This is a genomic window from Sulfurimonas hongkongensis, from assembly GCF_000445475.1.
GTDB classification, from domain to species: Bacteria; Campylobacterota; Campylobacteria; order Campylobacterales; family Sulfurimonadaceae; genus Sulfurimonas; species Sulfurimonas hongkongensis.
The window spans coordinates 1-21482 of the sequence record NZ_AUPZ01000022.1 but is presented as its reverse complement, the minus strand read 5'-3'; the positions used below and the strand labels follow the sequence as shown (position 1 = coordinate 21482).

General features: G+C 34.8%; 26 protein-coding genes. 14 read left to right on the top strand and 12 right to left on the bottom strand.

The genetic code is table 11. From position 1 onward, the window contains the following. Positions 1-22: 22 nt before the first annotated feature. Positions 23-526 carry a peptidylprolyl isomerase gene (locus M947_RS23010; RefSeq protein WP_021288538.1) on the bottom strand — a complete coding sequence of 168 codons (504 nt, stop codon included), beginning with the start codon at positions 524-526 and terminating at the stop codon, positions 23-25. Positions 527-621: 95 nt separating this feature from the next. Between M947_RS23010 and M947_RS23005 the strand changes: the two genes are divergently transcribed. Then, positions 622-1839, top strand: a complete 1218-nt coding sequence (locus tag M947_RS23005) for a sensor histidine kinase (protein WP_021288537.1) — start codon at positions 622-624, stop codon at positions 1837-1839. Beyond that, entirely contained in the window at positions 1839-2495 is a 657-nt protein-coding gene (locus tag M947_RS23000; RefSeq protein ID WP_021288536.1) for a response regulator transcription factor, read from the top strand. The genes M947_RS23005 and M947_RS23000 overlap by 1 nt, the downstream gene beginning before the upstream one ends. Before the next feature lie 85 nt (positions 2496-2580). On the opposite strand, the gene M947_RS22995 is transcribed toward M947_RS23000, so the two are convergent. After that, entirely contained in the window at positions 2581-2862 is a 282-nt protein-coding gene (locus tag M947_RS22995) for a heavy-metal-associated domain-containing protein (RefSeq protein ID WP_021288535.1), read from the bottom strand. Continuing rightward, on the bottom strand, positions 2859-5639 hold the full coding sequence (locus M947_RS22990; protein WP_021288534.1) for a hypothetical protein: 2781 nt from the start codon (positions 5637-5639) through the stop codon (positions 2859-2861). The genes M947_RS22995 and M947_RS22990 overlap by 4 nt, the downstream gene beginning before the upstream one ends. A gap of 124 nt (positions 5640-5763) precedes the next feature. On the opposite strand from M947_RS22990, the gene M947_RS22985 reads away from it, so the two are divergent. Together M947_RS22985 and M947_RS22980 are read left to right on the top strand one after the other, a co-directional pair. Beyond that, on the top strand, positions 5764-6207 hold the full coding sequence (locus M947_RS22985) for a membrane protein (RefSeq protein ID WP_021288533.1): 444 nt from the start codon (positions 5764-5766) through the stop codon (positions 6205-6207). Further along, positions 6207-6677 (top strand): J domain-containing protein, encoded by a 471-nt coding sequence (locus M947_RS22980; RefSeq protein WP_031348205.1) that lies wholly within the window; start codon positions 6207-6209, stop codon positions 6675-6677. Before M947_RS22985 ends, M947_RS22980 begins: the two co-directional genes overlap by 1 nt. A gap of 37 nt (positions 6678-6714) precedes the next feature. On the opposite strand, the gene tpx is transcribed toward M947_RS22980, so the two are convergent. Continuing rightward, complete coding sequence (tpx, locus tag M947_RS22975) at positions 6715-7224, bottom strand: thiol peroxidase (RefSeq protein ID WP_021288531.1); 510 nt, start codon at positions 7222-7224, stop codon at positions 6715-6717. A 101-nt stretch (positions 7225-7325) separates the two neighbouring features. Here tpx and M947_RS22970 point away from each other — a divergent pair, with 101 nt between their 5' ends. Then, positions 7326-7562 (top strand): hypothetical protein, encoded by a 237-nt coding sequence (locus tag M947_RS22970; RefSeq protein WP_021288530.1) that lies wholly within the window; start codon positions 7326-7328, stop codon positions 7560-7562. A 1-nt stretch (position 7563) separates the two neighbouring features. Here the strand turns inward: M947_RS22970 and M947_RS22965 are convergent, their stop codons facing one another. From M947_RS22965 to pyrC, 5 genes are read right to left on the bottom strand one after another with little or no spacing between them, the layout of a single operon-like run. Then, on the bottom strand, positions 7564-7956 hold the full coding sequence (locus tag M947_RS22965) for an ExbD/TolR family protein (protein WP_021288529.1): 393 nt from the start codon (positions 7954-7956) through the stop codon (positions 7564-7566). A 1-nt stretch (position 7957) separates the two neighbouring features. Beyond that, on the bottom strand, positions 7958-8407 hold the full coding sequence (exbB, locus tag M947_RS22960; RefSeq protein WP_021288528.1) for a TonB-system energizer ExbB: 450 nt from the start codon (positions 8405-8407) through the stop codon (positions 7958-7960). Continuing rightward, positions 8407-9237, bottom strand: a complete 831-nt coding sequence (locus M947_RS22955) for a sensor histidine kinase (RefSeq protein WP_021288527.1) — start codon at positions 9235-9237, stop codon at positions 8407-8409. The genes exbB and M947_RS22955 overlap by 1 nt, the downstream gene beginning before the upstream one ends. Next, positions 9227-9874 carry a response regulator transcription factor gene (locus tag M947_RS22950; RefSeq protein WP_021288526.1) on the bottom strand — a complete coding sequence of 216 codons (648 nt, stop codon included), beginning with the start codon at positions 9872-9874 and terminating at the stop codon, positions 9227-9229. The genes M947_RS22955 and M947_RS22950 overlap by 11 nt, the downstream gene beginning before the upstream one ends. Further along, positions 9867-10874 (bottom strand): dihydroorotase, encoded by a 1008-nt coding sequence (gene pyrC / locus M947_RS22945; RefSeq protein ID WP_021288525.1) that lies wholly within the window; start codon positions 10872-10874, stop codon positions 9867-9869. Before pyrC ends, M947_RS22950 begins: the two co-directional genes overlap by 8 nt. Positions 10875-11019: 145 nt before the next feature. On the opposite strand from pyrC, the gene mltF reads away from it, so the two are divergent. Further along, on the top strand, positions 11020-12414 hold the full coding sequence (gene mltF, locus M947_RS22940; protein WP_021288524.1) for a membrane-bound lytic murein transglycosylase MltF: 1395 nt from the start codon (positions 11020-11022) through the stop codon (positions 12412-12414). Here mltF and M947_RS22935 read toward each other — a convergent pair. Then, on the bottom strand, positions 12406-13764 hold the full coding sequence (locus M947_RS22935; RefSeq protein WP_021288523.1) for a phosphomannomutase/phosphoglucomutase: 1359 nt from the start codon (positions 13762-13764) through the stop codon (positions 12406-12408). The genes mltF and M947_RS22935 overlap by 9 nt on opposite strands. 222 nt (positions 13765-13986) lie before the next feature. On the opposite strand from M947_RS22935, the gene M947_RS22930 reads away from it, so the two are divergent. The 4 genes from M947_RS22930 to M947_RS22915 are packed head-to-tail and all read left to right on the top strand — an operon-like array spanning position 13987 to position 18946. After that, positions 13987-15738, top strand: coding sequence for a copper resistance system multicopper oxidase (locus M947_RS22930; RefSeq protein WP_021288522.1), 1752 nt, complete (start codon positions 13987-13989; stop codon positions 15736-15738). Positions 15739-15752: 14 nt separating this feature from the next. Beyond that, positions 15753-16433 carry a copper resistance protein B gene (locus M947_RS22925; protein ID WP_021288521.1) on the top strand — a complete coding sequence of 227 codons (681 nt, stop codon included), beginning with the start codon at positions 15753-15755 and terminating at the stop codon, positions 16431-16433. Positions 16434-16461: 28 nt separating this feature from the next. Beyond that, positions 16462-16659 carry an SHOCT domain-containing protein gene (locus M947_RS22920; protein WP_021288520.1) on the top strand — a complete coding sequence of 66 codons (198 nt, stop codon included), beginning with the start codon at positions 16462-16464 and terminating at the stop codon, positions 16657-16659. Positions 16660-16669: 10 nt separating this feature from the next. Then, complete coding sequence (locus M947_RS22915) at positions 16670-18946, top strand: copper-transporting P-type ATPase (RefSeq protein WP_021288519.1); 2277 nt, start codon at positions 16670-16672, stop codon at positions 18944-18946. A gap of 355 nt (positions 18947-19301) precedes the next feature. Here M947_RS22915 and M947_RS22910 read toward each other — a convergent pair whose 3' ends face one another. After that, on the bottom strand, positions 19302-19553 hold the full coding sequence (locus tag M947_RS22910; RefSeq protein ID WP_021288517.1) for a type II toxin-antitoxin system RelE family toxin: 252 nt from the start codon (positions 19551-19553) through the stop codon (positions 19302-19304). Further along, the gene (locus tag M947_RS22905) at positions 19553-19780 is read right to left on the bottom strand and encodes a CopG family transcriptional regulator (protein ID WP_021288516.1); all 228 of its coding nucleotides are present in this window, start codon (positions 19778-19780) and stop codon (positions 19553-19555) included. Before M947_RS22905 ends, M947_RS22910 begins: the two co-directional genes overlap by 1 nt. A gap of 258 nt (positions 19781-20038) precedes the next feature. On the opposite strand from M947_RS22905, the gene M947_RS0112170 reads away from it, so the two are divergent. From M947_RS0112170 to M947_RS22890, 4 genes are all read left to right on the top strand, one after another. After that, positions 20039-20266: a hypothetical protein gene (locus tag M947_RS0112170; protein ID WP_031348200.1), complete on the top strand. Its 228-nt coding sequence runs from the start codon at positions 20039-20041 to the stop codon at positions 20264-20266. Positions 20267-20367: 101 nt separating this feature from the next. Continuing rightward, on the top strand, positions 20368-20730 hold the full coding sequence (locus M947_RS22900) for a transposase (protein WP_021288515.1): 363 nt from the start codon (positions 20368-20370) through the stop codon (positions 20728-20730). Positions 20731-20789: 59 nt separating this feature from the next. Further along, positions 20790-21029, top strand: a complete 240-nt coding sequence (locus M947_RS22895) for a hypothetical protein (protein WP_021288514.1) — start codon at positions 20790-20792, stop codon at positions 21027-21029. 31 nt (positions 21030-21060) lie between these two features. Beyond that, positions 21061-21204 (top strand): hypothetical protein, encoded by a 144-nt coding sequence (locus M947_RS22890; RefSeq protein WP_156022398.1) that lies wholly within the window; start codon positions 21061-21063, stop codon positions 21202-21204. Positions 21205-21482: the final 278 nt, after the last annotated feature.

Here is a 21482-nt window from a genome sequence, read left to right as displayed (position 1 = left end):
TGGAACTTGGTGGAGGTCTAAACTATTTTGTCTCTAAAACTTCTATAGAGTTTATAGCATCTTGACCTTGAATCGAGTCAAGAACTGCGAAGCTCTCTGCATCATCTTCTTCTATAGCACCAAATACTGTATGAACACCATCAAGATGTGGAGTTGCTACAAAGGTGATGAAAAATTGACTTCCACCAGTGTTTGGTCCAGCGTGAGCCATTGATATAGTTCCTCTTCTATGGCGAGAAGTATTTTGTGCTGTCTCACACGCTATAGCCCACTCAGGTCCACCAGTTCCAGTTCCAGTTGGACATCCGCCTTGTGCCATAAAACCTGGGATTACACGGTGAAAGTTGAGATTATTATAAAAGCCAGTGTTTGCTAAGTGTGCAAAGTTTGCAACTGTGTTTGGGGCTTCCTCAGGAAAAAGCTTTAACCAGATATCGCCTTTGCTTGTAGATACTTTTGCCCATTGAAGTTTACTTAACTCTTCTTGGCTCAGGTCGTAAGTCTTTAGTTGTGTATTTCTAAACATTTGAATCCTTATTTGTTTTTGAAATTATAATGACTTAATCTTAGAGTATTTGAAAGTTCATAGTTTAGTTTAGCACTTAGTGTATAATGCTGAGCATGAAGATAAGCTCATTTTTTAAAACCATAACTATTAAGCAAGCCGATATTATTACGGTTAGCGTTATATTTCTCTTTACAATGATTTTTGTGGGTCTTTTAGTTGAAGAGATGTATGAAGATTATGAAAAGGCACTAGAGCAGAGTTATGTTACTAGTATAGAGTCACTTTCAGAGAGTGAAGTTTTAGCACAAAAACATCAAAGATTGAAATCTCTTTTGATTAAAACCGCACTAGCCATAGTTACTCTCTCGTTTATACTTTTTGCTATTTTTTTAGGTTTTCACAATCTTTTTAACAAACTTCTCCATCGTGATACAAAGAGATTTTTGGAATTTTTTGAACAAAATACATATAGTGACAAAATGATAGATCCAAATAGTATATTTTTTCAAGACTTTAAGGTAATGGTCGGATACGCAAACGAGATGGTGGCTAAGATAAAAGAGCAAAGAAACTCACTCCAAGAGCTAAATGAAGGACTAGAAGAGAGAGTTCGGATGAAGATGACAAAGCTTGAATCCATCAACAAAAACTTAGAAAAAGAGAAAAAATTTTCACAAGATTTATTAGTATCGCAAAGAGAGTTTTTAAGATATACAGTTCATGAAACAAACACACCTCTTAGTGTTATACTAATGTCCATTGAGTTATATCTGATGAAAAATCCGCGAGATAGGCAGCTCTCTAAGATAGAAGCTGCTGTTAAAAATATCTTTAGTATCTATGATGATTTGAGCTATTTGGTAAAAAAAGATCAAGTTGAGTATCCAAAAAGAGTTATAAACTTTGCAAACTATATAAATAGTAGAATAGACTTTTTTACAGAAGTAGCCCAGCAGTCAAAAGTGAGTTTTAACAACAAGATTGAAGCAAGCGAGATGCATATATATTTCAATGAGACAAAGCTTCAAAGGATAGTAGACAACACTATAACAAACGCCATTAAATACACACTTCCAAAAGAAGTCATAACAGTAACACTTATACAAATCGGTGCAAATATAGAGTTTGCAATGGGTTCAAAAGCAAAAACTATAAAAGATACACAAAAGGTTTTTCATGAGTACTATAGAGAAGAAGAAAAGGCTGATGGCTTTGGAATAGGGCTAGGGCTTGTTAGAAGTATTTGCGAAGAAGAAGATGTGAAAATCTCAGTCTCTTCAGATGCTAATGAGACTGTTTTTAAGTATATATTTAAAATGATGGGCGATTGATGAAGATTTTACTACTTGAAGATGAGCTTATGTTAAACGAGTCTATATGTGAGTATTTAGAGTCTGATGGGCACAAAGTAGAGCCTTTTGCTAATGGAAGCGAAGCCTTTGATGCTATAAAAAAAAGTTCTTATGATTTGCTCATTTTAGATATAAATGTACCCGGCATAGATGGACTCTCTTTTTTAGAAGAGTTGCATGAGTTAAAGATATATGTGAGTGTTATCTATATAAGTGCCTTGGTAGATATAGAAGATATCTCTCGTGCTTATAATTTAGGATGTCATGATTACTTAAAAAAACCATTTCACTTAAAAGAGTTGGCACTTCGCATCAACCGTGTAAAACTTGAAAGCCAGAGACCAAGGGTGCATCTTAGAATCTCTAAAAATTATAGTTATGACCAAGAGCACAGTCTTCTTTTGTTTAATGATGAACCACAGATTCTTACAAAAAAGCAGTCACAAATGATAGATCTGCTTGCAAGAAACAGAGGAATGGTGGTTGACTTTGAGCAGTTTCAAACTTATGTATGGAGTGAACAGCTTGTGGACAATGCAACCATAAGAGCTGAGATAAACAGGCTCAAAAAAAATCTAAAAGAAGACTTTATCATAAATGTTAGGGGAATGGGTTATATGATAGACAAACCTTAGTCCCTGTTTGTTAGGGTTTAGGTCTCGTTTATGCCATTTGTATCTAGTCTCATCCAAATACTAAATGATTTGGATGAGACTAGAATTATTGATTCATTTTTCCTACAGCACAAGATACAAAGCTCTTTGCTTTAAGTCCAGTTGACTCAAAAGTTCCAAGTTCTTCATCGTCTAAAGGATAACCTAGTTTTCTCATTTTTTTGCGAAATAGTTGCTCATGCTCCTCATCTTTTATCTCAACACTTACAACCCTAGGCTCTTGGTTTAAGTCAACTTCGACCTCTCCAAAATCCTCCTTTAGAGACTCTTTTACGGTGTTTGCACAGCCGTTACATTTTATATTTAGTGCTTTGAAATCTTTTTTCATTTTTCATCCTTTTTAGAGTTTGCTGGGTGAATGACTTTGCCAGAGTAGATAACTTTACAACCACTAGGCATAATCATATCAGAACCAAATTTTATAATAGAGCGACTTTGAGAGATTAAGTCAGAAGTTATAGAGATATTTGTATCACCTCTAAAGATCTGATTAAATCCAAAAGATGCTATACCGTCCACAGAACTCGCTCCAAAATCAACTATTTTATTTGCAGTGTCTAAGATAGATGTTGGGACACTTTTAACTATGTTAACAAGAGTTGAAGTGGTATTGGCTATCTTTGGCTCTCTAATATTTCCACTTAAGGCTTGAGTAACGATAGCACATCCATTTTTATCTACTATGCTTACATCAAGTTTTTTTATATCGCCATTATCTTCTAAATCTCCTTGGATTACTATTAAAAACTTTTGTGTCTTTAATGCTAAATCATCGAGCTTTATATTGTTATCTTTTAGAGATAGGTCTAGTTGCAGTTGAGAAATCTTTGTCTCTTGTGTTTGACCATCGTAATAGTGCAAGAAGATGGACTTTGATATATTGATAATATTTAGACCAAGTAAGTCATCAATATCTTGAAGTTTTTTGTCAATATCTATGCCACTTATAGTTACATCTCTTATAACTATCTCTGTATCGGCTTTTTTTTCTTTTATATTATAGTTAGCTACTCCATCTATGATTCCACTCTCTATAGATGAGTCTTTATCAAAAAGATACGCTACTTTTTTGGCTCCAACGCTGTTAATGTCTATCCAAATATGGTTTTTATCAAGTGACGCATTTAGTTCTCCGCCAAAGCTTTTAGTTTTTATATGTAACATATCACTGTGTGATGCTACTATGCGAAGAGGACCATACAAAGGTCTGCCAAAAGCTGCTTTATATAGAGAAAGTTCACAGATATCCACTTCAAAATCAGTCTTAATCTGCTTATCTTTAAAAGAAAAAGACTCAACTATAATCTTGTCTTTTTTATAAACTAAAGAGCCTTTTGAATTATATGGAGCTGCCAAAGAGATAGTTGCATCTATATTTAGAGGAAGTTTTTTTCTTTTATGGTGCAGGTTGATTTTATCTTTTATACTTAGTGTGTTATCTTTATATGTCCCGCTTAAATCAAAAGATATATAGTCACTTATATTTTCTGGATTCGTGTTTCGTCTTAACTCTTTTGAGCGAATATTTAAAGCTATATTTTCAAAATCTTCACTCGCTAAAAAATCTATCTTACCAAAGGGAAAATTTGGTTCATCAAAAGCTTTAGAGAGCTTTTGCAAATCAAGATTTTTTGTATAAAACTCGAATTTGTCAGGCTTTAATAATAAGTTGCTATTTGCTCCAAAATTAGAACTACTCGCAACTATTTTGAACTCTTGTTTATAAGAAGCGGTGCCTTTTACCTTCACTTCTTCTTTGCCAAGCTTTGTGTAGAGTTTAAACTTTGAGTTTAACTCTTTTGTATCTGTTATAAAAAAACCATCCGCACTCACTTTTGTACCAAGTCCACTAACTTTCGCATCTGAGTTAAGATGGAAGATAAATTTCTCAAAATCTCCTTTTGCATCTAAGTCTATAACTCCTAAAGCAAAGGGCTTTACTTCAAAAAAATCTAAAAGCTCTTTTATATCTAGCTGTTTTACACTTACTTTTATCTCTTTGTCATTTAGCTCAAAACTACTTTTGGATTTAAACTCACTACTTGAGGCAACTATGTGAAGAGTCTCTTTGTAAGAGAGGTCTCCTTCAAAATTAAAAGTTCTTTCTAAAATATTGGCATCAAGGGTATATGCAAAACTTAGTTTTTCTTCTAAAAATTGTAAAGCTGGGATGCTAAATTTTATATTTTTTATCTCTTGCCCAAAGCCTAAGATTTTAGGTGAAGTTAAAAATATATTACCCTTTTTACTCTTAGTATCAAACTCTCCATCTATATCTATAACGCCACTTGCAATATCTTTGTAGTTCATAAATTCTAAAAGTTTTTCTATGTGCAGAGTCTTTGCATCTAAGCTGAGTTTTTCATCTTTTAAAACGAAGTTTAATTCGCCTCCGAACTCTTTTGTAGAGACAGAGATTTGATCATTATTTAAATCAAATAAGAGCTTCTTGAGATGCACTCTTTTATCTCCTAAGGCGAGTGAGCAGGATGTACTTATCGATTTATCTTCAAATTTACCCTTTGCATCTAGCTCTAGAGTACCCAGTTTTGGACTCTTTAAAGAACTACTTAAAGTGAAGTCTTTGTTTTGTTTGCTCAGCATAAAATCCACAACCCCAACAAGTCCAAAGTCTAAAGAGTTTTGTTTTTTTAACTCATCTATATTTAGAGCCTTTGCATTAACTCCAATAAGCCAGTTATCGCCAAGCTCCTCTACTTTTACATCTATCTTGGCATCATAGAGAGTACCTTTTGCATCTACTATAATTTTTTCATCATAGCTTATAATGGCTCTAGCTCCGACATCTCCTCTTAGACTATGATACTTTTTAAAAGCACCTATATCTCCATCAAATGTGGCTTCTATCTTTAGAGGCGAGAGAGTTATAAGCTTTGCTTCTATCTTGTTTTGTGGGTCTTGTATATAGGCTTCTACACTAAAGTCTGTAAGATTTAGAGAGTTTATTTTTACTTTTTGCTCAAGTAGGTTTGAGGTGTATCTCTCTATAAAAAAGCTAGTTGCAGGCTTAAATAAAGAGATAAAAACGATAAGTAAAATAGCAAAAGTAGCGATAAAAACATACTTAAATATTTTTTTTGACATCTTAGAGCCTCCACATAAAGTAGACTTTAATCATAGTATCTTCTTTATTAATCTATCTTGTGTTCATAAAGTTTTAATTCATACTCTTTGAGTATAATCTTAAAAAATATTCATAGGAGAAATCATGGAAGCCATTTATCCATACGCACACATCATACATCTCATACTTGCTATTATATTTTTAGGTTATGTATTTACCGACTTAGCAGTCATCTCAGCACTTAAATCTAAGTTTTCAAAAGAAGATGAACAAAAAATCAACCAAGAACTAGGTAAAAGAAGTTTTAAAATTTTTCCCTTAACACTTCTGTTTTTAATCCTTACAGGTGGCATTATGATGTCAAAGTATATAAACTCTAATGCAGGTGTTTTTGAGACAGATTTACAAAAAATCTTGATGTTTAAAATAGCTCTAGCACTTATTATTGCCCTTGGAGTTTTATCAAATATATACAAAAAATTCACAAAAAAGAAAAAGAGTACGTTTATGGAGTTTCACTTCCATAAGCTCGTCATTGTCTTAGGATTTCTTATAGTAATCTCTTCACAGTGGATGTTTTTAGCTTAATGAAAAAGATTTTTGGGTTTGCTCTTATTGCTTTTGGTGTATTTTTAGAGATTATGTGGTTGGGTATATGTTTTGGAAGTATTATTATTGGGGTGTTGCTTCTAATATTTGCACCACGGATACTCTTTTTTCCTTTTAACTTTTTCTTAGTTCTTGGATTGCTTACTATTAATGGAAAAAATTACAGATACTACAGTAACTACAAGTATCAAAAACAAGATTATGCCCACGATAACTATAGAAATAGACAATCATCATTTAGCAATGGTGATAGATACTATGAAACACTGGAGTCTTCTAAAGACGACTCTCTTGAAACTATAAAAAAGAACTATAGAAGGCTCATTAAAGAGTATCACTATGACTCTATCGCTAGTAAGGGGTTGCCCGAAGATATGTTGAAGTTTGCAGAGGTTAAGACTCAAGAGTTAAATGAAGCATATGCCGCTGTTAAAAAGCTAAAGAGTTAGATAAGTTTAAATCCACACCATAAAGGTGTAGATTTATCTATCTTGCTCCCTTTATAGCATCAAGTGCCGCTTCGTAGTTTGGCTCAGCTGTTACTTCTGGCACTATCTCTTTATAGACTATAGTTCCGCTTCTATCTACTACAAAAACAGCCCTTGCACTAAGTCCTTTTAGTTTGCCATCATCCATCAAAACGCCATACGCACGGCTCACATCTTTGTTGATGTAGTCAGATGCTACGCTTAGGTTTTCTATGCCCTCAGTTGAGCAAAATCTATCTGCTGCAAAAGGTAGATCCATAGAGATTACAGTTGTCTCACAGATATCAAGGTTGTTTACATCCTCGTTAAACTTTCTTGTCTCAGCCGCACAAGTAGCAGTGTCAAGCGAAGGAACTGTAATGATGAGTTGAATCCTGTCTTTTGCACCGCCTACTTCTACATCGTTCAAATCAACACCCGTGGCAGTAGCAACTGGGGCTTTATCTCCAACATTTAGCTCATCGCCAACTAGTTTTACAGTAGTACCTTTAAACATTGTAGTTTGCATCTACGCTCCTCAAATCAATTTTAAGAGATATTAACATAAAAAGAGTCTAAATTATCTTATTTACTATATAATTTATTACTAAAAAAAGATAAAGAGTATTTATGAAAAACCCATTTGAATCTGGCCACATTAAAAACTACGTTTTACTATATATAAGTGTGGTTGCGATTATGGTTCTTTTTTTTATAGCAAGTTCAATCTTTATAGAAGATGTAAGGGTAGAGAAAAAAGAGTTTGTCTCAGATATGAAGGGTTCCAAAAAAGAGTTAAGAGTTATAAAACAAGAGCAAAACAGAAGCTTTGGCTCAGGTATAAAACTCTTAGACAAAGCCTACTAAATTACTCTTTTGTGATGATGTAGAGTTGTTCGTGATTTAAGCTCTTTAGTATATCCATAACAGTTACAAAGTCTTGAAATCTTGACTCTTTGTCGCTCCTAAGAACAACGGTCTGATCTTTTGAGATTTGTGAGAGTCTTTTTTTTAGCTGAGATGCATCAAGTTTTTCTTTGTCTAAAAACATCTCGCCTTTAGAATTTACATAAACATTAATCTCTTTTTTAAGCTCTTCTTTTTTACTCGCTTTTGCCTCAGGTAGCTCTACGGGGATGACGCCTTGCTTTATAAAAGTAGCTGTAGTTAAAACCATAACCAAAAGAACAAGCATGATGTCAATAAAAGGTATAACATTTATCTGATCAAATCTTTTTGGTTCTTTTTTATACTTTGCCATCTTAGTCTACTTTTTCTTCGTTTACTATGTCATAAGCGGCTAAAATCTTCTCAACTTTACGAAGTACTATTGTGTAAGCTACAATAGCAGGCATTGCAACTATAAGTCCCATTGCAGTTGCCTTTAGAGCTAAAGCTAAACCTATCATAATCTTTTTGGCATCTACTGCACCCGCATCACCCATAGCATAAAAGGTTATCATAATACCAAGAACAGTTCCTAAAAGTCCAACATAAGGGGCATTTGAACCAATAGCACTAATAATGCTAATGTTATTTGTTAGATCCATCTCTAGATGATCTCTGTTTTTGTAATCATCAAGTCGAATGCTATTATAAAACATCATTCTCTCTATAAAAAGCCATAGAGTTACGATGCTCATAAGGATTAAAACCCCCATAACACCATAATCTAGTGCATCTTCTGCATAAGCCAAAAAGTTATCTTGCATTAATTTTCCTTAAATTTTAATAGTACAGTTGTCCCAAACCCAAGTTTGGACTTTATGTTTAGTTGAATGTTTTGAGAGTCACAAAATCTCTTTACCATGCTAAGACCTATACCAAAGCCTCTCATAGTATCATTTGATTGGTAATAGGTGTCATATATTCGTATAAGTTCAACTTCATCCATTCCACAACCAAAGTCTTCTATGTGGAGTGAGTGATCGTTTAGTCTTATATCGCATCTGTTGCTGTTTGGCGAGTATTTTACTGCATTATCTATTATGTTGTCAATGATTTTTGCTAAGCCCGTCTTATCACTTATGATTTTAGTTTTTTCTAAGTTTAAGTTAAACTCCATGTTAGGGTAGATATGCTTTAAAAAATCAACTCTCAAAAGTAGAAGTTCATCTAGCATAAACTCCTCCTTGATCTCATGAAGAGTCTGTTTTTTTATCATATAGTCAAGCTCGTTATACCTCTCTTGAAGCATAGCGCAAGCAGTATCTATCCTCTTAAGTCTTTTTAAGTCTTTCTCATCTGTAGTCTTTTTTTTAAGCATATTAAGGTTTGTCATGATGGTGCTTATGGGTAAGTTTAGCTCATGAAGTGTCTCTTTAGATAGGTTTTGCAAGTTTGATACATGTTCTTCTAGAGGATCTATAGAGAGTTTTGACATAAAAACAGCACCTAAGGCACTAAAACATGTCATAACTACGGCTAGTAAAAAAACATTTTGTACCTCTACTACCGCTAAGAGATAGTGAAGAGTTGCCAAAAATGCACTGACACTTAAGAAGTAAAAAACAAAAATAGTGATGCGAAGATTACGAAACAAGTCTGTATCCAACCCCTCTTATATTTTCTATACTCATCTGTGGCAGTAGGTGTTTTATACGGTTTATATAGACTCGTATAGCTCCATCACTTGCACCTTTTGACGCACTCCATAACTCATCGCTAATAAGCTCCTTTGGTACTGTGTTGTTTGCATGTTTCATCAAAAGCAGAAGGAGTGCATACTCTTTTTTAGAGAGGTCTAGCTCTTTTTTATCATACAAGATTCTTTTATGCACTTCATCATGGCAAAGTAGTCCAATGCATTCAACACTCTTTGAACTTGTCCTTTTTAAAAGTGCTTCTATCCTTAGTATGAGTTCATCACTATCAAAGGGTTTGGTTATATAGTCATCCGCACCAGACATAAAAGCACTCTTTAGCATTTTTTTATGCGAGGTTAAAAATATACAAGGCGTAGTATCATCAGCACCTCTTAGCTCTCTTAAGACTTGGATGCCATCAATGAGTGGTACATTGATATCAAGTATGTAGAGCTCAAAATTTTCCCCAAAACTTGCATCTATCGCACTTTGACCATTTGGAGCGTGAGTTATAGTGTATCCGTTTTCTTCTAGTAGGTCTATAAGAGTCTCCCCAAAGAGCAGATCGTCTTCTAGTAAGAGAATTTTACTCAATGTCTGCTATCGCCCAGTTTATCGCTTGTTCTGCATACATTGGCACAACATTTGCGTACATTTTTGGTATGACAAATGGTCTTTTTTCTAGGATAACCTCTTTAAACTCAGGGCAGATACCATAGATATTTTGTGCATTGTCACTTACAAAGGCTTGAAGATTGTCTAGGCGGTCGTACTGTTCAAAGATTTCGCATAGAAGTTGAAGAGCAATTGGTGCGCTAAAAACACCAGCTGCACAACCACAACTCTCTTTTTTATCTTGTGGATGAGGAGCTGAATCGCTTCCAAACATAACTTTAGGATGAGCTTCAAGTGCAACACTAAGAAGTGCATCTAAATCTTCTGGGCGTTTTGCTATTGGCTTACAAAAGTTGTGTGGCATCATCATTCCACCAACAACATCATCAAGCGTAAAAAGGAGATGATGAACAGTTATAGTTGCATAAAGATTGTCAAATTTATCAAGCGTATCAACTGCCGCTTTTGTTGTGATGTGTTCCATTATAATTTTAAGCTTAGGGAAAGAAGAGGCTAAAAGCTCATAAATGCTCATAAACTCCGCTTCTCTATCCATAACAAAACCATCAGTCTCTCCATGAACACAGAGAGGGATATTTAGTTCACTCATAGCTTCAAGAGTAGGTCGCATCTCCTCTATATCAAATGATGAAACACCACCCTCGGAGTTTGTTGTAATCCCAGCAGGGTAGAGCTTAATCGCTATAATCTCTTCTGCTACACTTTTTAAAAATGCTTTGTCATAGTTTTTGTAAAAAAGAGTCATATATGGTTCAAAATAGTCATTTGGAACTGCCGCAATAATTCGCTCTTTATAGGCTTTGACCTCTTCTAGAGTTGTGATGGGAGGAACTAGGTTTGGCATAACCAAAGCACCGCTAAAGCTATAAGCGCTAAGGGGAGCTACATTTTCAAGCATAACTCCATCACGAAGATGAAGATGCATATCCAGTGGCATTAAAAGAGTATGAGTTTTCATTTTTTTCCTTAAAATTTAGTCATTTATTGTGTCTTGAAGTATAACAAAATATGCTTTAAAAAGATTTTGCTTAAGTTTGAAGTTAGTCATGCTTTAGTAGAATCTAGCAAAATTAGTAAAATAAGTTCTTTTTTAGAGGTAGTTGATGATAGAACACAGAGTAAAATTTTTTATAGCAGTACTCTTTTTTGTTGTTGGTTTACTAGCTAATAACCTCTACTTAGAACTTGCTAAAACAAAAGAGATTACTCTTCTTGAGAAGATTAAAGCAAAAAAAAGACTCGATGTTATCATTTTAAACTCTCCAACTGTTTACTATGTCGGAAGAGAAAAAGAGCATGGTTTTGAGTACGATTTGATATCTGCTTATGCAAAGGATATTGGAGTTGACTTAAACCTTAGTGTGGTCTATACTGTAAATGAGGCTCTAGAGAAGACGAGAGAGGGCTTAGGAGACATTACAGTAGCATCCATCAGCAAGACTCCAGCCATAGAGAATGAGTTTAAATTTGGTCCAAAATACTTCACAGTCCAAGAACAACTCATCTGCCACAACGCAATGTATAAAACAAGAAGCATCCCAAAGAGCAAAAAAGATTTAGTGGGGTTAGAGATTGTTGTAGAAAAAGAGACAAGTTATGAAGCTACTATGCAAAAACTCTCACAGAGTATAAAAGGTGTAGAGTTTAACTCAACAACCCAGCACTCATCACAAGAGCTTTTAAAACTAACAAATGATAGAGAGATAGACTGTACGGTTGTTGATTCAAACATATTTTTGATAAGTCAAAGAGATTATCCAAACCTCATTAGAACTATAGTCTTAAGCGAGAGAAAAAATCTTTCTTGGATTTTAAGAGAGGGTGATGACTCAGTTAGTCAAAGCCTTTACAAGTGGCTAAATACTTATGAGTACTCATCACAGATGACAAAATTAAAAGATCATTACTACTCGCATCTAGGATATGTTGATCATTATGATACAAAGATGTTTTATAAACGCCTAAAATCTCGCTTACCGCACTATAAAAAGTACTTTAAAAAAGCTGGCAAAGAGTATGACATCCCTTGGCAACTCTTAGCTGCACAATCTTATCAAGAGTCTCACTGGAATCCAAAAGCAAAGAGCTATACTGGTGTTCGTGGGATGATGATGCTAACCCAAACAACAGCCGAGCAACTAGGAGTCAAAAATAGGCTAAGTGCAAAAGAGAGTATAGATGCTGGGGCTAGATATCTCTTAGATATAGAGCAAAGATTTCCAAAAGAGATAGATGGTAAGAGTAGATGGGCTTTTGCATTGGCGGCTTATAATGTTGGTATGGGGCATATTCATGATGCTCAGAAACTAGCAAGAAAGCTAAACAAAAATCCATATTTATGGAGTGATATCAAAGAAGTTTTACCTCTTTTATCGCAAAAAAAATATTATAAACATCTAAAATATGGATATGCTAGAGGGGAAGAACCTGTTAGATATGTTGAGTCTATTGAGTACTATTTTGATATTATGAAAAAAAAAGAGCTAGCATTAAAGTAGCTCTTTTGCCTCTAAGATAAGCTCATTTATAGCTCTCTCATAAAGCTTTGCATCCTCTTTTGAAGTTGACTCAAAACGAGTCACAAGAACAGGAGTTGTGTTACTCGCACGAACAAGTCCCCAACCATTTGTAAAGTTTATACGAACTCCATCAACTTCTATGATATCTTTTATAGCAGGAAATGAAGCTTTAGGGCTTTTTAGTAGCTCTTTTATTTTGTCTATGATTTTAAATTTCTGCTCTTCTGTTGTTTGTATCTTAATCTCCTCAGTTGAGAAAGTTTGAGGAAGTTTAGCAAGCTCTTTATCTAAGTCTATACCACCTTGCAACAACTCTAACACTCTAAGTGTTGCATAGATGGCATCATCATAACCAAAGTAGCGATCTTTGAAAAATATATGTCCGCTTACTTCACAAGCTAGATCTGCATCACACTCTTTCATCTTAACTTTTATATTTGAGTGTCCTGTTTTATACATAACAGCCTTAGCACCACGACGCTCTAGTTCATCATACATAACTTGTGAGCATTTTACTTCTCCAACAACTGTAGGGTTTTTCATTTTTATGGAGTACAGAAGTGCTAACATGTCACCTTTGATGTTGTTGTTGTGAGTTAGAACTGCTATACGGTCGCCATCTCCATCATAAGCAAAGGCGATATCTCCATCAGATGCAAGAAGTTTTTTGATATCTTGTAAGTTATGTTCATCTGATGGGTCTGGGTGATGATTTGGAAATGTCCCATCAGGCTCTACAAAGATACCTTTTGCATTGAGATTTAAGCGAGCAAAAATGTCAACTAAAGCAACACCTGCAACCCCGTTTCCACAATCATAAACTGTTTTGGTATCCATACCCTCTAAGTGCGCAAACTCTTTTACTAAAAAGTCTATATATCTGCTCTTTGCATCTATCTTTATAACTTCTCTTTTACTCTTTGGAGGAAATGGCATCTCAGCACATTCACGGCCAAGTGTGTAGATATCCTCTGCAAAAAATGGTGCCTTATCTACTGTAATCTTAAAACCATTATACTCACTAGGATTGTGAGAACCTGTAATCATGATAGATGCGCTAGGAGTGATACCATCCCACTCCTGATAATTTGCAAAATAATTTATAGGAGTAGGAACAAGCCCCATATCTAAAACTACTTTGCCTCCAGAATTTAGACCTTGAACAAGGTACTCAAAGAGCATAGGAGAGTGACTTCTAGCATCATACCCAACTGCTACATACTTGCCATCTATCTTAGATGCAAGCCCAAAACCGATGCGAACAACGCTTTGCTCATTCAACTCTTTTTCATATATACCGCGGATGTCATACTCTCTATAGATGCTCAATTAAATCTCCTCAAACTTGTAATAAAATGATACACTTAAGAAGTTTAAATAAACGATACTTTTTCGTTATATCTTGCATCAACAGAGGTGAGGGTGTGTGCTTAAAGAGTTATGATATAAAATTATATTTAAAAAGTAAGAATATTTTTTAAATATTTAAGTTAAATTATCACTTGTAGTAATAAATTTATCTTATATAAGAAAACCAATGAGGAGTATACAATGACTCATAAAACTTCAAATCCATCAAGAAGAGTTTTTGTTAAAGGTGTAGTAGCTACTAGCTTGATGGCGTCTTCGGCATTGACTTTAAATGCTACTACAAAAATATCTCAAAGAAAAGAGACAGAAGAACTTAGTGGAAGTGAATTTCATTTAACTATCGATAAAATACAGGTTAATATAACGGGCAAACCTGCATTTGCAACGGCAGTAAATTCAATGCTAAGCGGCCCCACTCTTAGATGGAGAGAGGGTGATGAGATAACCATTAATGTTACCAATAATCTTTCTGAAGACTCATCAATTCATTGGCATGGGATTATTTTGCCTCCTCATATGGACGGGGTTCCTGGTATTAGTTTTGATGGGATAAAACCAGGTGCTACCTTTACCTATAAATTTACAGTAGTTCAAAGTGGAACCTTTTGGTACCACTCACACTCAGGGTTTCAGGAACAAACAGGTATCTATGGTGCAATAATTATAGAACCAAAAGAAGAGATACTCCAATATGATAGAGAGTATGTCATCTCTTTATCTGACTGGTCAGATGAAAAACCAGATTCTATCTATAGAAAATTAAAAATATCAGCAGATTATTACAATTTTAAACAAAGAACCGTTGGAGATTTTTTTGACGAAGTAAAAGAGTTAGGGTTTTTAGAAGCTTTTAGTCAAAGAAAGATGTGGAATGAGATGGCGATGACTGATAGAGATCTATCTGATGTCACAGGCTACACATATACCTACCTAATGAATGGTCAAAATCCAGCGACAAACTTTAAAGCTCTGTTTAAAAACAAAGAAAAAATAAGACTGCGTTTTATAAATAGCTCAGCAATGACCTTTTTTGATGTACGAATCCCAGGGCTAAAAATGAGCGTAGTTGCTTCTGATGGAAACTATGTACAACCTGTCTTGGTTGATGAGTTTAGAATTGGAGTGGCAGAGACCTATGATGTAATAGTCGAACCTGAAGAAAACAAAGCTTACTCTATCTTTGCCCAAAGTCTTGATAGAAGTGGTTACGCTCTTGGAACTTTAACTTACGATGCAAATGTTGTAGCAACTATACCAGAGATGGATCCTCTTCCGATTTTATCACATGCTGATATGGGTATGAATATGTCCTCAATGAAAGAGATGCCAAAGAAAAAAGAGGCTGCTATGAAGTGTGGTGCGGGCATGGATATGTCTGCAAGCGAACCTAAGATGGATATGAGTAAGCCTGCCATCCCTATAACTCCTCTACAAGAGAGGCGTGGAGTTCAAACAACTATGCGAGCTATGAATCCTCAGTATAGACTCTCAGATCCAGGAGTGGGATTAAGACAGAGCAAAAGAAAAGTTCTTACTTATGCCGACTTAAAGTCACTAACTCCAACAACACATGATAGGTATCCCCATAGGGAGATAATACTTCGTTTAACGGGAAACATGGAGAGGTACATGTGGTCTATTAATGGTATAGCCTATAAAGATGCCGCACCCCTAGAGTTTAAATATGGCGAGAGGCTAAGAATAACTTACATAAATGATACGATGATGAATCATCCAATGCATCTACATGGAATGTGGAGCGATTTAGAAACAGGAGATGATAATCATCTCCCAAAAAAACATACTATCATCTCTCAACCAGGTTCAAAAATTAGTTTTCGAGTAAATGTAGATGCTAGAGGTTCTTGGGCATATCACTGTCACTTACTTTATCACATGGCAGGTATGTTTAGAAAAGTTGTAGTGGTATAAGGGAGATGAATATTATGAAAAATTTATTATTAATAATAGTGTTAGGATTTACCACATCTCTATTTGCAGGTAGCGGTGGAGATATATTAAGAGCTACTGTTATGGTAGATAAATTAGAGTATCAGTATAGTGATGAAAAATCTGTTTCATGGGATACTTATGCCTATATAGGTTATGATATAAATAAAGTATATATCTACTCAGAAGGTGAAAAAGCTAAAGATTCTTCATCTGCTAATAGTGAGAACCAATTGGTATATTCTCGTGCTATAACTCCATACTGGGACGTTCAGATAGGTGCTGCTTATGATAAAACCGAGAATTCAGATCAAACTTGGGGTGTTATAGGAGTTCAAGGACTTGCTCCTTACTTTTTTGAAATAAGAGCAGTTATTTTAGTATCTGATGATGGAAATATTGGATTTAGAGCCGAGAGTGAATATGAAGCTTTAATAACTCAAAAACTAATACTTACTCCAAGTATAGCTCTATCTGCATATACAAAAAATAACGAGGATATGGCTATTGGAAGCGGCTTGTCCAATTTAAAACTAGGTGCCAGATTAAGATATGAGTTTGTAAGAGAGTTCGCACCATATGTAGGTGTTGAGTGGAGTAAAAATTTTTCAAATACAGATGATTACTCTGCGTTAGATGAAGTCTATGCTACAGTTGGACTTAGATTTTGGTTTTAGTTAATAAAAACATATAAAGGAGTTTATTATGGGTGATTATGGAATGAGTGGATTTGGAATGTGGTTAGGTTGGTTGATACCATTACTCTTTATTGGGGCATTGATATACTTTATGAATGCTAATAAAAAAAAGGATTTATCAGCTAGAGATATTCTTGATCAAAGATATGCAAAGGGTGAGATTTCTGAAGAAGAGTATAAGGCTAAGAGAGACGCTATAAAGTAGGAGGTGTGTTATGAGCCAAGAGATTAAAGAGTGTTGTCAGGTAGATTATTCCAAAAAACAAGATGATGTTTATACCTGTCCTATGCATCCAGAGGTTCGTCAAAATACCCCAGGGTCTTGTCCAAAATGTGGAATGGCGTTAGAGAGAGAGATCAAAGCGGTAAGCTCAAGCTCTACCAAGTACACTTGTCCTATGCATCCAGAGATTATACAAGACCATCCGGGAAACTGTCCTAAGTGTGGAATGGCACTAGAGCCTATGACAGTTGAGGCCGATGAAGACACAGATGAGCTTGACTATATGAGTAAAAGGTTTTGGATTAGTTTAGTCTTGTCTACTCCTGTTTTTATTGTTTCAATGACAAGTGATTTAGCACCACAGCTTTTGCCTAGCACTATCTCGATGTTAAGCATCCAGTGGTTTCTTTTTGTTCTTGCGACCCCAGTAGTTCTTTGGGGTGGCTGGCCTTTTTTTGTAAGAGGATACAACTCCATTAGATCATGGAACTTAAATATGTTTACGCTTATCGCCATCGGTGTAAGTGCTGCATATATCTATAGTCTTTTTGCTCTGTTTTTACCAAGTCTCTTTCCGCCTCTAATGCAGACTGAGGATGGTTTGGTTCATGTCTATTTTGAAGCGGCAGCTGTTATTACGACTTTGGTTTTACTAGGACAAGTTTTAGAGTTAAGGGCTAGAAGTAAAACAAATAGTGCGATTAAAACACTCCTAAATCTTGCACCAAAACAAGCTCATCGCATAGATGCAGAGGGAGGGGAAGAAGATATAGGTCTTGAGTTGGTTCATGTTGGAGATAAGCTTAGGATTAAACCGGGCGAAAAAATCCCTGTAGATGGAGTAGTTTTAGAGGGTCAAAGTAATCTTGATGAGTCTATGATAACGGGAGAGCCTATTTTAGTGTCAAAAACTAAAGGCGACCAGCTTATAGGTGCGACTTTAAATGAAAATGGCACTCTAATTATGCAGGCTCAAAAAGTTGGTAGTGATACAATGCTCTCTCAAATAGTAGAGATGGTATCAAAAGCTCAACGCTCACGAGCACCTATTCAACAGCTTGCAGATACGGTATCTAGTTACTTTGTTCCAGCGGTTGTGATAGTAGCGATATTGGCATTTTTTGCTTGGTTCTTATTTGGACCAGAGCCTCGTTTGGCTTATGCTATTGTATCTGCTGTAGCGGTTTTAATCATCGCCTGCCCATGTGCCTTAGGATTGGCTACTCCTATCTCTATAATGGTAGGAACAGGCAGAGCTGCACTCTCTGGAATTCTTATAAAAGATGCAAAAACACTGGAGACTATGGAGAGAGTTGATACTCTTATAGTTGATAAAACAGGAACTTTGACACTAGGAAAGCCAAAAGTTACAAGCTTTTTAGTAGAAGATGGTTTTGATGAGAAAAGTATTTTAAAGTATGCTGCGAGTTTGGAGCGAGTAAGTGAGCATCCTTTAGCTGAGGCAGTAGTTGAGTATGCTAAAGATAATGATGTAGAACTTAGTGAAGTTCTAAATTTTAACTCTATAACTGGAAAAGGCATCGAGGGCGAGATACAAAACAGAAAGGTTGCACTTGGAAGTGAGAGCTTCTTAGAGAGTTTAGGAGTATCTACACAAAGCATAATTAAAGAAGCAGAAACTTTACGAGAAGAGGGCAAAGGTGTTATCTTTATGGCTGTAGATAGTGAATTTTGTGCCATTATAGGGATTGAAGATCCTATAAAAACCACATCAGCAGAGGCTATAAAAGAGCTTATAAAAGAGGGCATTAGAGTTGTTGTTATAAGTGGAGACAATGAAACAACTGCTAAAGCAGTTGCTAAAAAACTCGGCATTGATGAAGTTCACGCTGGCATCATGCCTGATGGCAAAGCAAAAATAGTCAAAGAGTTACAAGAAAAAGGTGCAGTTGTAGCAATGGCAGGAGATGGCATAAACGATGCACCTGCCTTGGCACAAGCTGATGTTGGCATCGCTATGGGTACAGGAACTGATGTAGCGATAGAGAGTGCTGGCATAACTCTTATAAAAGGCGATTTGCTCTCAATCGTAAAAGTCCTGAAATTGAGTCGTGCTACTATGAAAAATATCAGACAAAATCTCTTTTTTGCCTTTGTTTACAATAGTGCAGGTGTTCCAATAGCAGCAGGGGTGCTTTATCCATACTTTGGAATTTTACTATCGCCTGTAATTGCTGCAGCTGCAATGAGTTTTAGTTCAGTCTCTGTTATAGTAAATGCTTTGCGTTTAAAAAACACAAAAATCTGACCATAGCTAACCATTTAATTATAATTCAAACATATTAACAAGCATTTTTGAAATTTCTTTTGATGTTGCTTCATCAACATCTCCGAGTTTTTTTACAAGTCTTGTTTTATCAACCGTCTTTCACTTCTTTATGACAAGAGAGAACTTTTTCAATATTTTCTTTCCAAGAGCTTCTATCTGCATTATTTACAGGTTTTATCAATAAGCCATTTTCTAAAACTTCTAGTTTTAAATTTACATTTGACAATATTATAACGCTTGGAACTAAATCCTTGTTTTAAAAATGTTCAAACTAAACTCCACAAATTTGGTTTTATTGTAGCAGACTCTTTTTAAGTAAGGTTTTGTTAGACTTTTAGTAAACTTCTTTCCTGTGTGCAATTCTAATAAGAGTGATAACTAAGATGTCGTTTTCTTTTAAATATACAATCCTATAGTTTCCAGCTCTTTTTCTAAACTTGCCTTTATGTTTACCTTTTAAAGTCTTGTCTGCCCTGAAGTTTCCAGACTCTAAATCTTTGATTTTTTCAAAAATTAGTTTTTGATTTTTTATATCAATTTTTTCTAACTCTTTGAAAGTAGCCTTGGGAACAATAATTTTAAACATCAGCTTAATCCAAGTCTTTGTGCTACCTCTTCAAGAGAATAAACTTCGGTTTTTCCAGCTTTAAGTTCATCTATTCTTTTGTCTGAAATCATTTCATCTAGTGTATCAAAGTATGTACTTACTGCTTTTTCAATAATATAAGTACGTGACCGCTCAAGTTCGTGAGCATAAGAGTCTAAATCAGTTAATAGGGCTTCATCCATTCTAATATTTATAGCTTTTTTCATAATGTATCCTTTTGTATCTACATTATACTACAAAATTTTATAAACTTCAAGTGGAGTCTAACGACTTTAGTGAGCCAATAAGTAACCGCTAGGTAACTTATTGGCTCCACTGAGACTGTGAAATAACTAAATAAACAACAGTCTCTTAAATTACAAAAATAATAGCATAAGCATCCTAATATTAACCATATTTAAACTTATAAAACAGTATAATGACACTAAGAATAGTTCGTACTGGACGGACTTTAAGAGGTGCTTATGAGTGAGAAATACAAAGAGGGATTAAACCGTAGTCAGCAACTATTTTTTCCTCCAAGTCTTGATGAATATGTGGATAAAGATAATTTCGTTAGAGCGATAGATGATTATGTTTCATCTTTAGATTTAAAAAGACTAGGTTTTACTGATACATCTAAAAGTATGGGTGGTCAAAAATCTTATGCACCACAATTGTTGTTAAAGATATATCTATGGTTATCTCAATAAGATAAGAAGTTCTCGTAATCTTGAAAAAGACTAGGTCAACAACCGTTTGTGCAACAAATCTACTAAATAGATTTGTGTAGAATAGTAGAAATGTAGAACTGATGTGGTTAACAGCAGGACTCAAACCAACCTATAAGACAATAGCAGATTTTAGGAAAGATAACCCAAATGCTCTTAAGCAAGTATTCAAAGAGTTTATACTTCTTTGTAAAGGGATAGGGCTTATTGGTTCAGAGATAGTAGGACTTGATGGTGCATTTCTTAGAGCTAATGCTTCTAAAAATACTCTAATCATGAAACGAACTATTGAAGAAGATATAAAAAAAGCTGAGGATGCTACACAGGAGTATCTTACTACTTTAGAATATAGTGATGAAGAAACAACTACAAATAAACTCTCTAAAAACCTACCTAATAATTTAGAAAAACTCTTAAAAAAAAAGCAAACTCTAAAGCTGACTTAGCACTCCTAAAGAGTTTAAATAAAACTCAACACAACCGTACTGACCCAGATGCAAGTGTAATGACTAAACCATCCCATAATCTTATGGCGTACAACTCTCAAATATGTGTTGATGATAAATTTAAGTTTATTGTCGCTACTGATGTTACATCTCATGGAAGCGATAAACAAGAGCTTCATAAAATGGCTTTACAAACTAAAGAAGTTATAGATAATCCAGATTTGATTATAACAGCAAATTATAATGGCCTGAAAAATCAAGAGGAGTTTGGGTTGGGATCACTTTTTAGTTCGAAGTAAAAAGAAAGTAGCTGGCGAAAATGCTCTTATCATGTTTACCTATAATTTTAAACGACTACTTAACCTTATAGGGATAGCTCTGTTTAGAAAACTGATGATAGCCATCAAAAATGGAGATATAGAGTCTATAAGAGATGAGATAGCTCTTTATATTGGAATGTCCCCTATAAACTAGACAAACTTTAATTCAGTAAATTAGATAAAATAATGTTAAAGCATTATGAGATTTAATAGGATTAAAAATGGCAAGAGTAGTTTATAGTGAAGAGTTCAGAATAGAGGCAGTAAAACAGGTAACTAAAAATGGTTACAGTATTAACTGTCAAACGCAGAGGTAAAATACACCAGTAACGCAGATTAAAAATGTACCACTTTATTTAAAGAAGATACTATTTATTTCAAATAAATATTTGGAGTAAAAGTATGATAGATAAAGAGGAGTTTACTGTGATA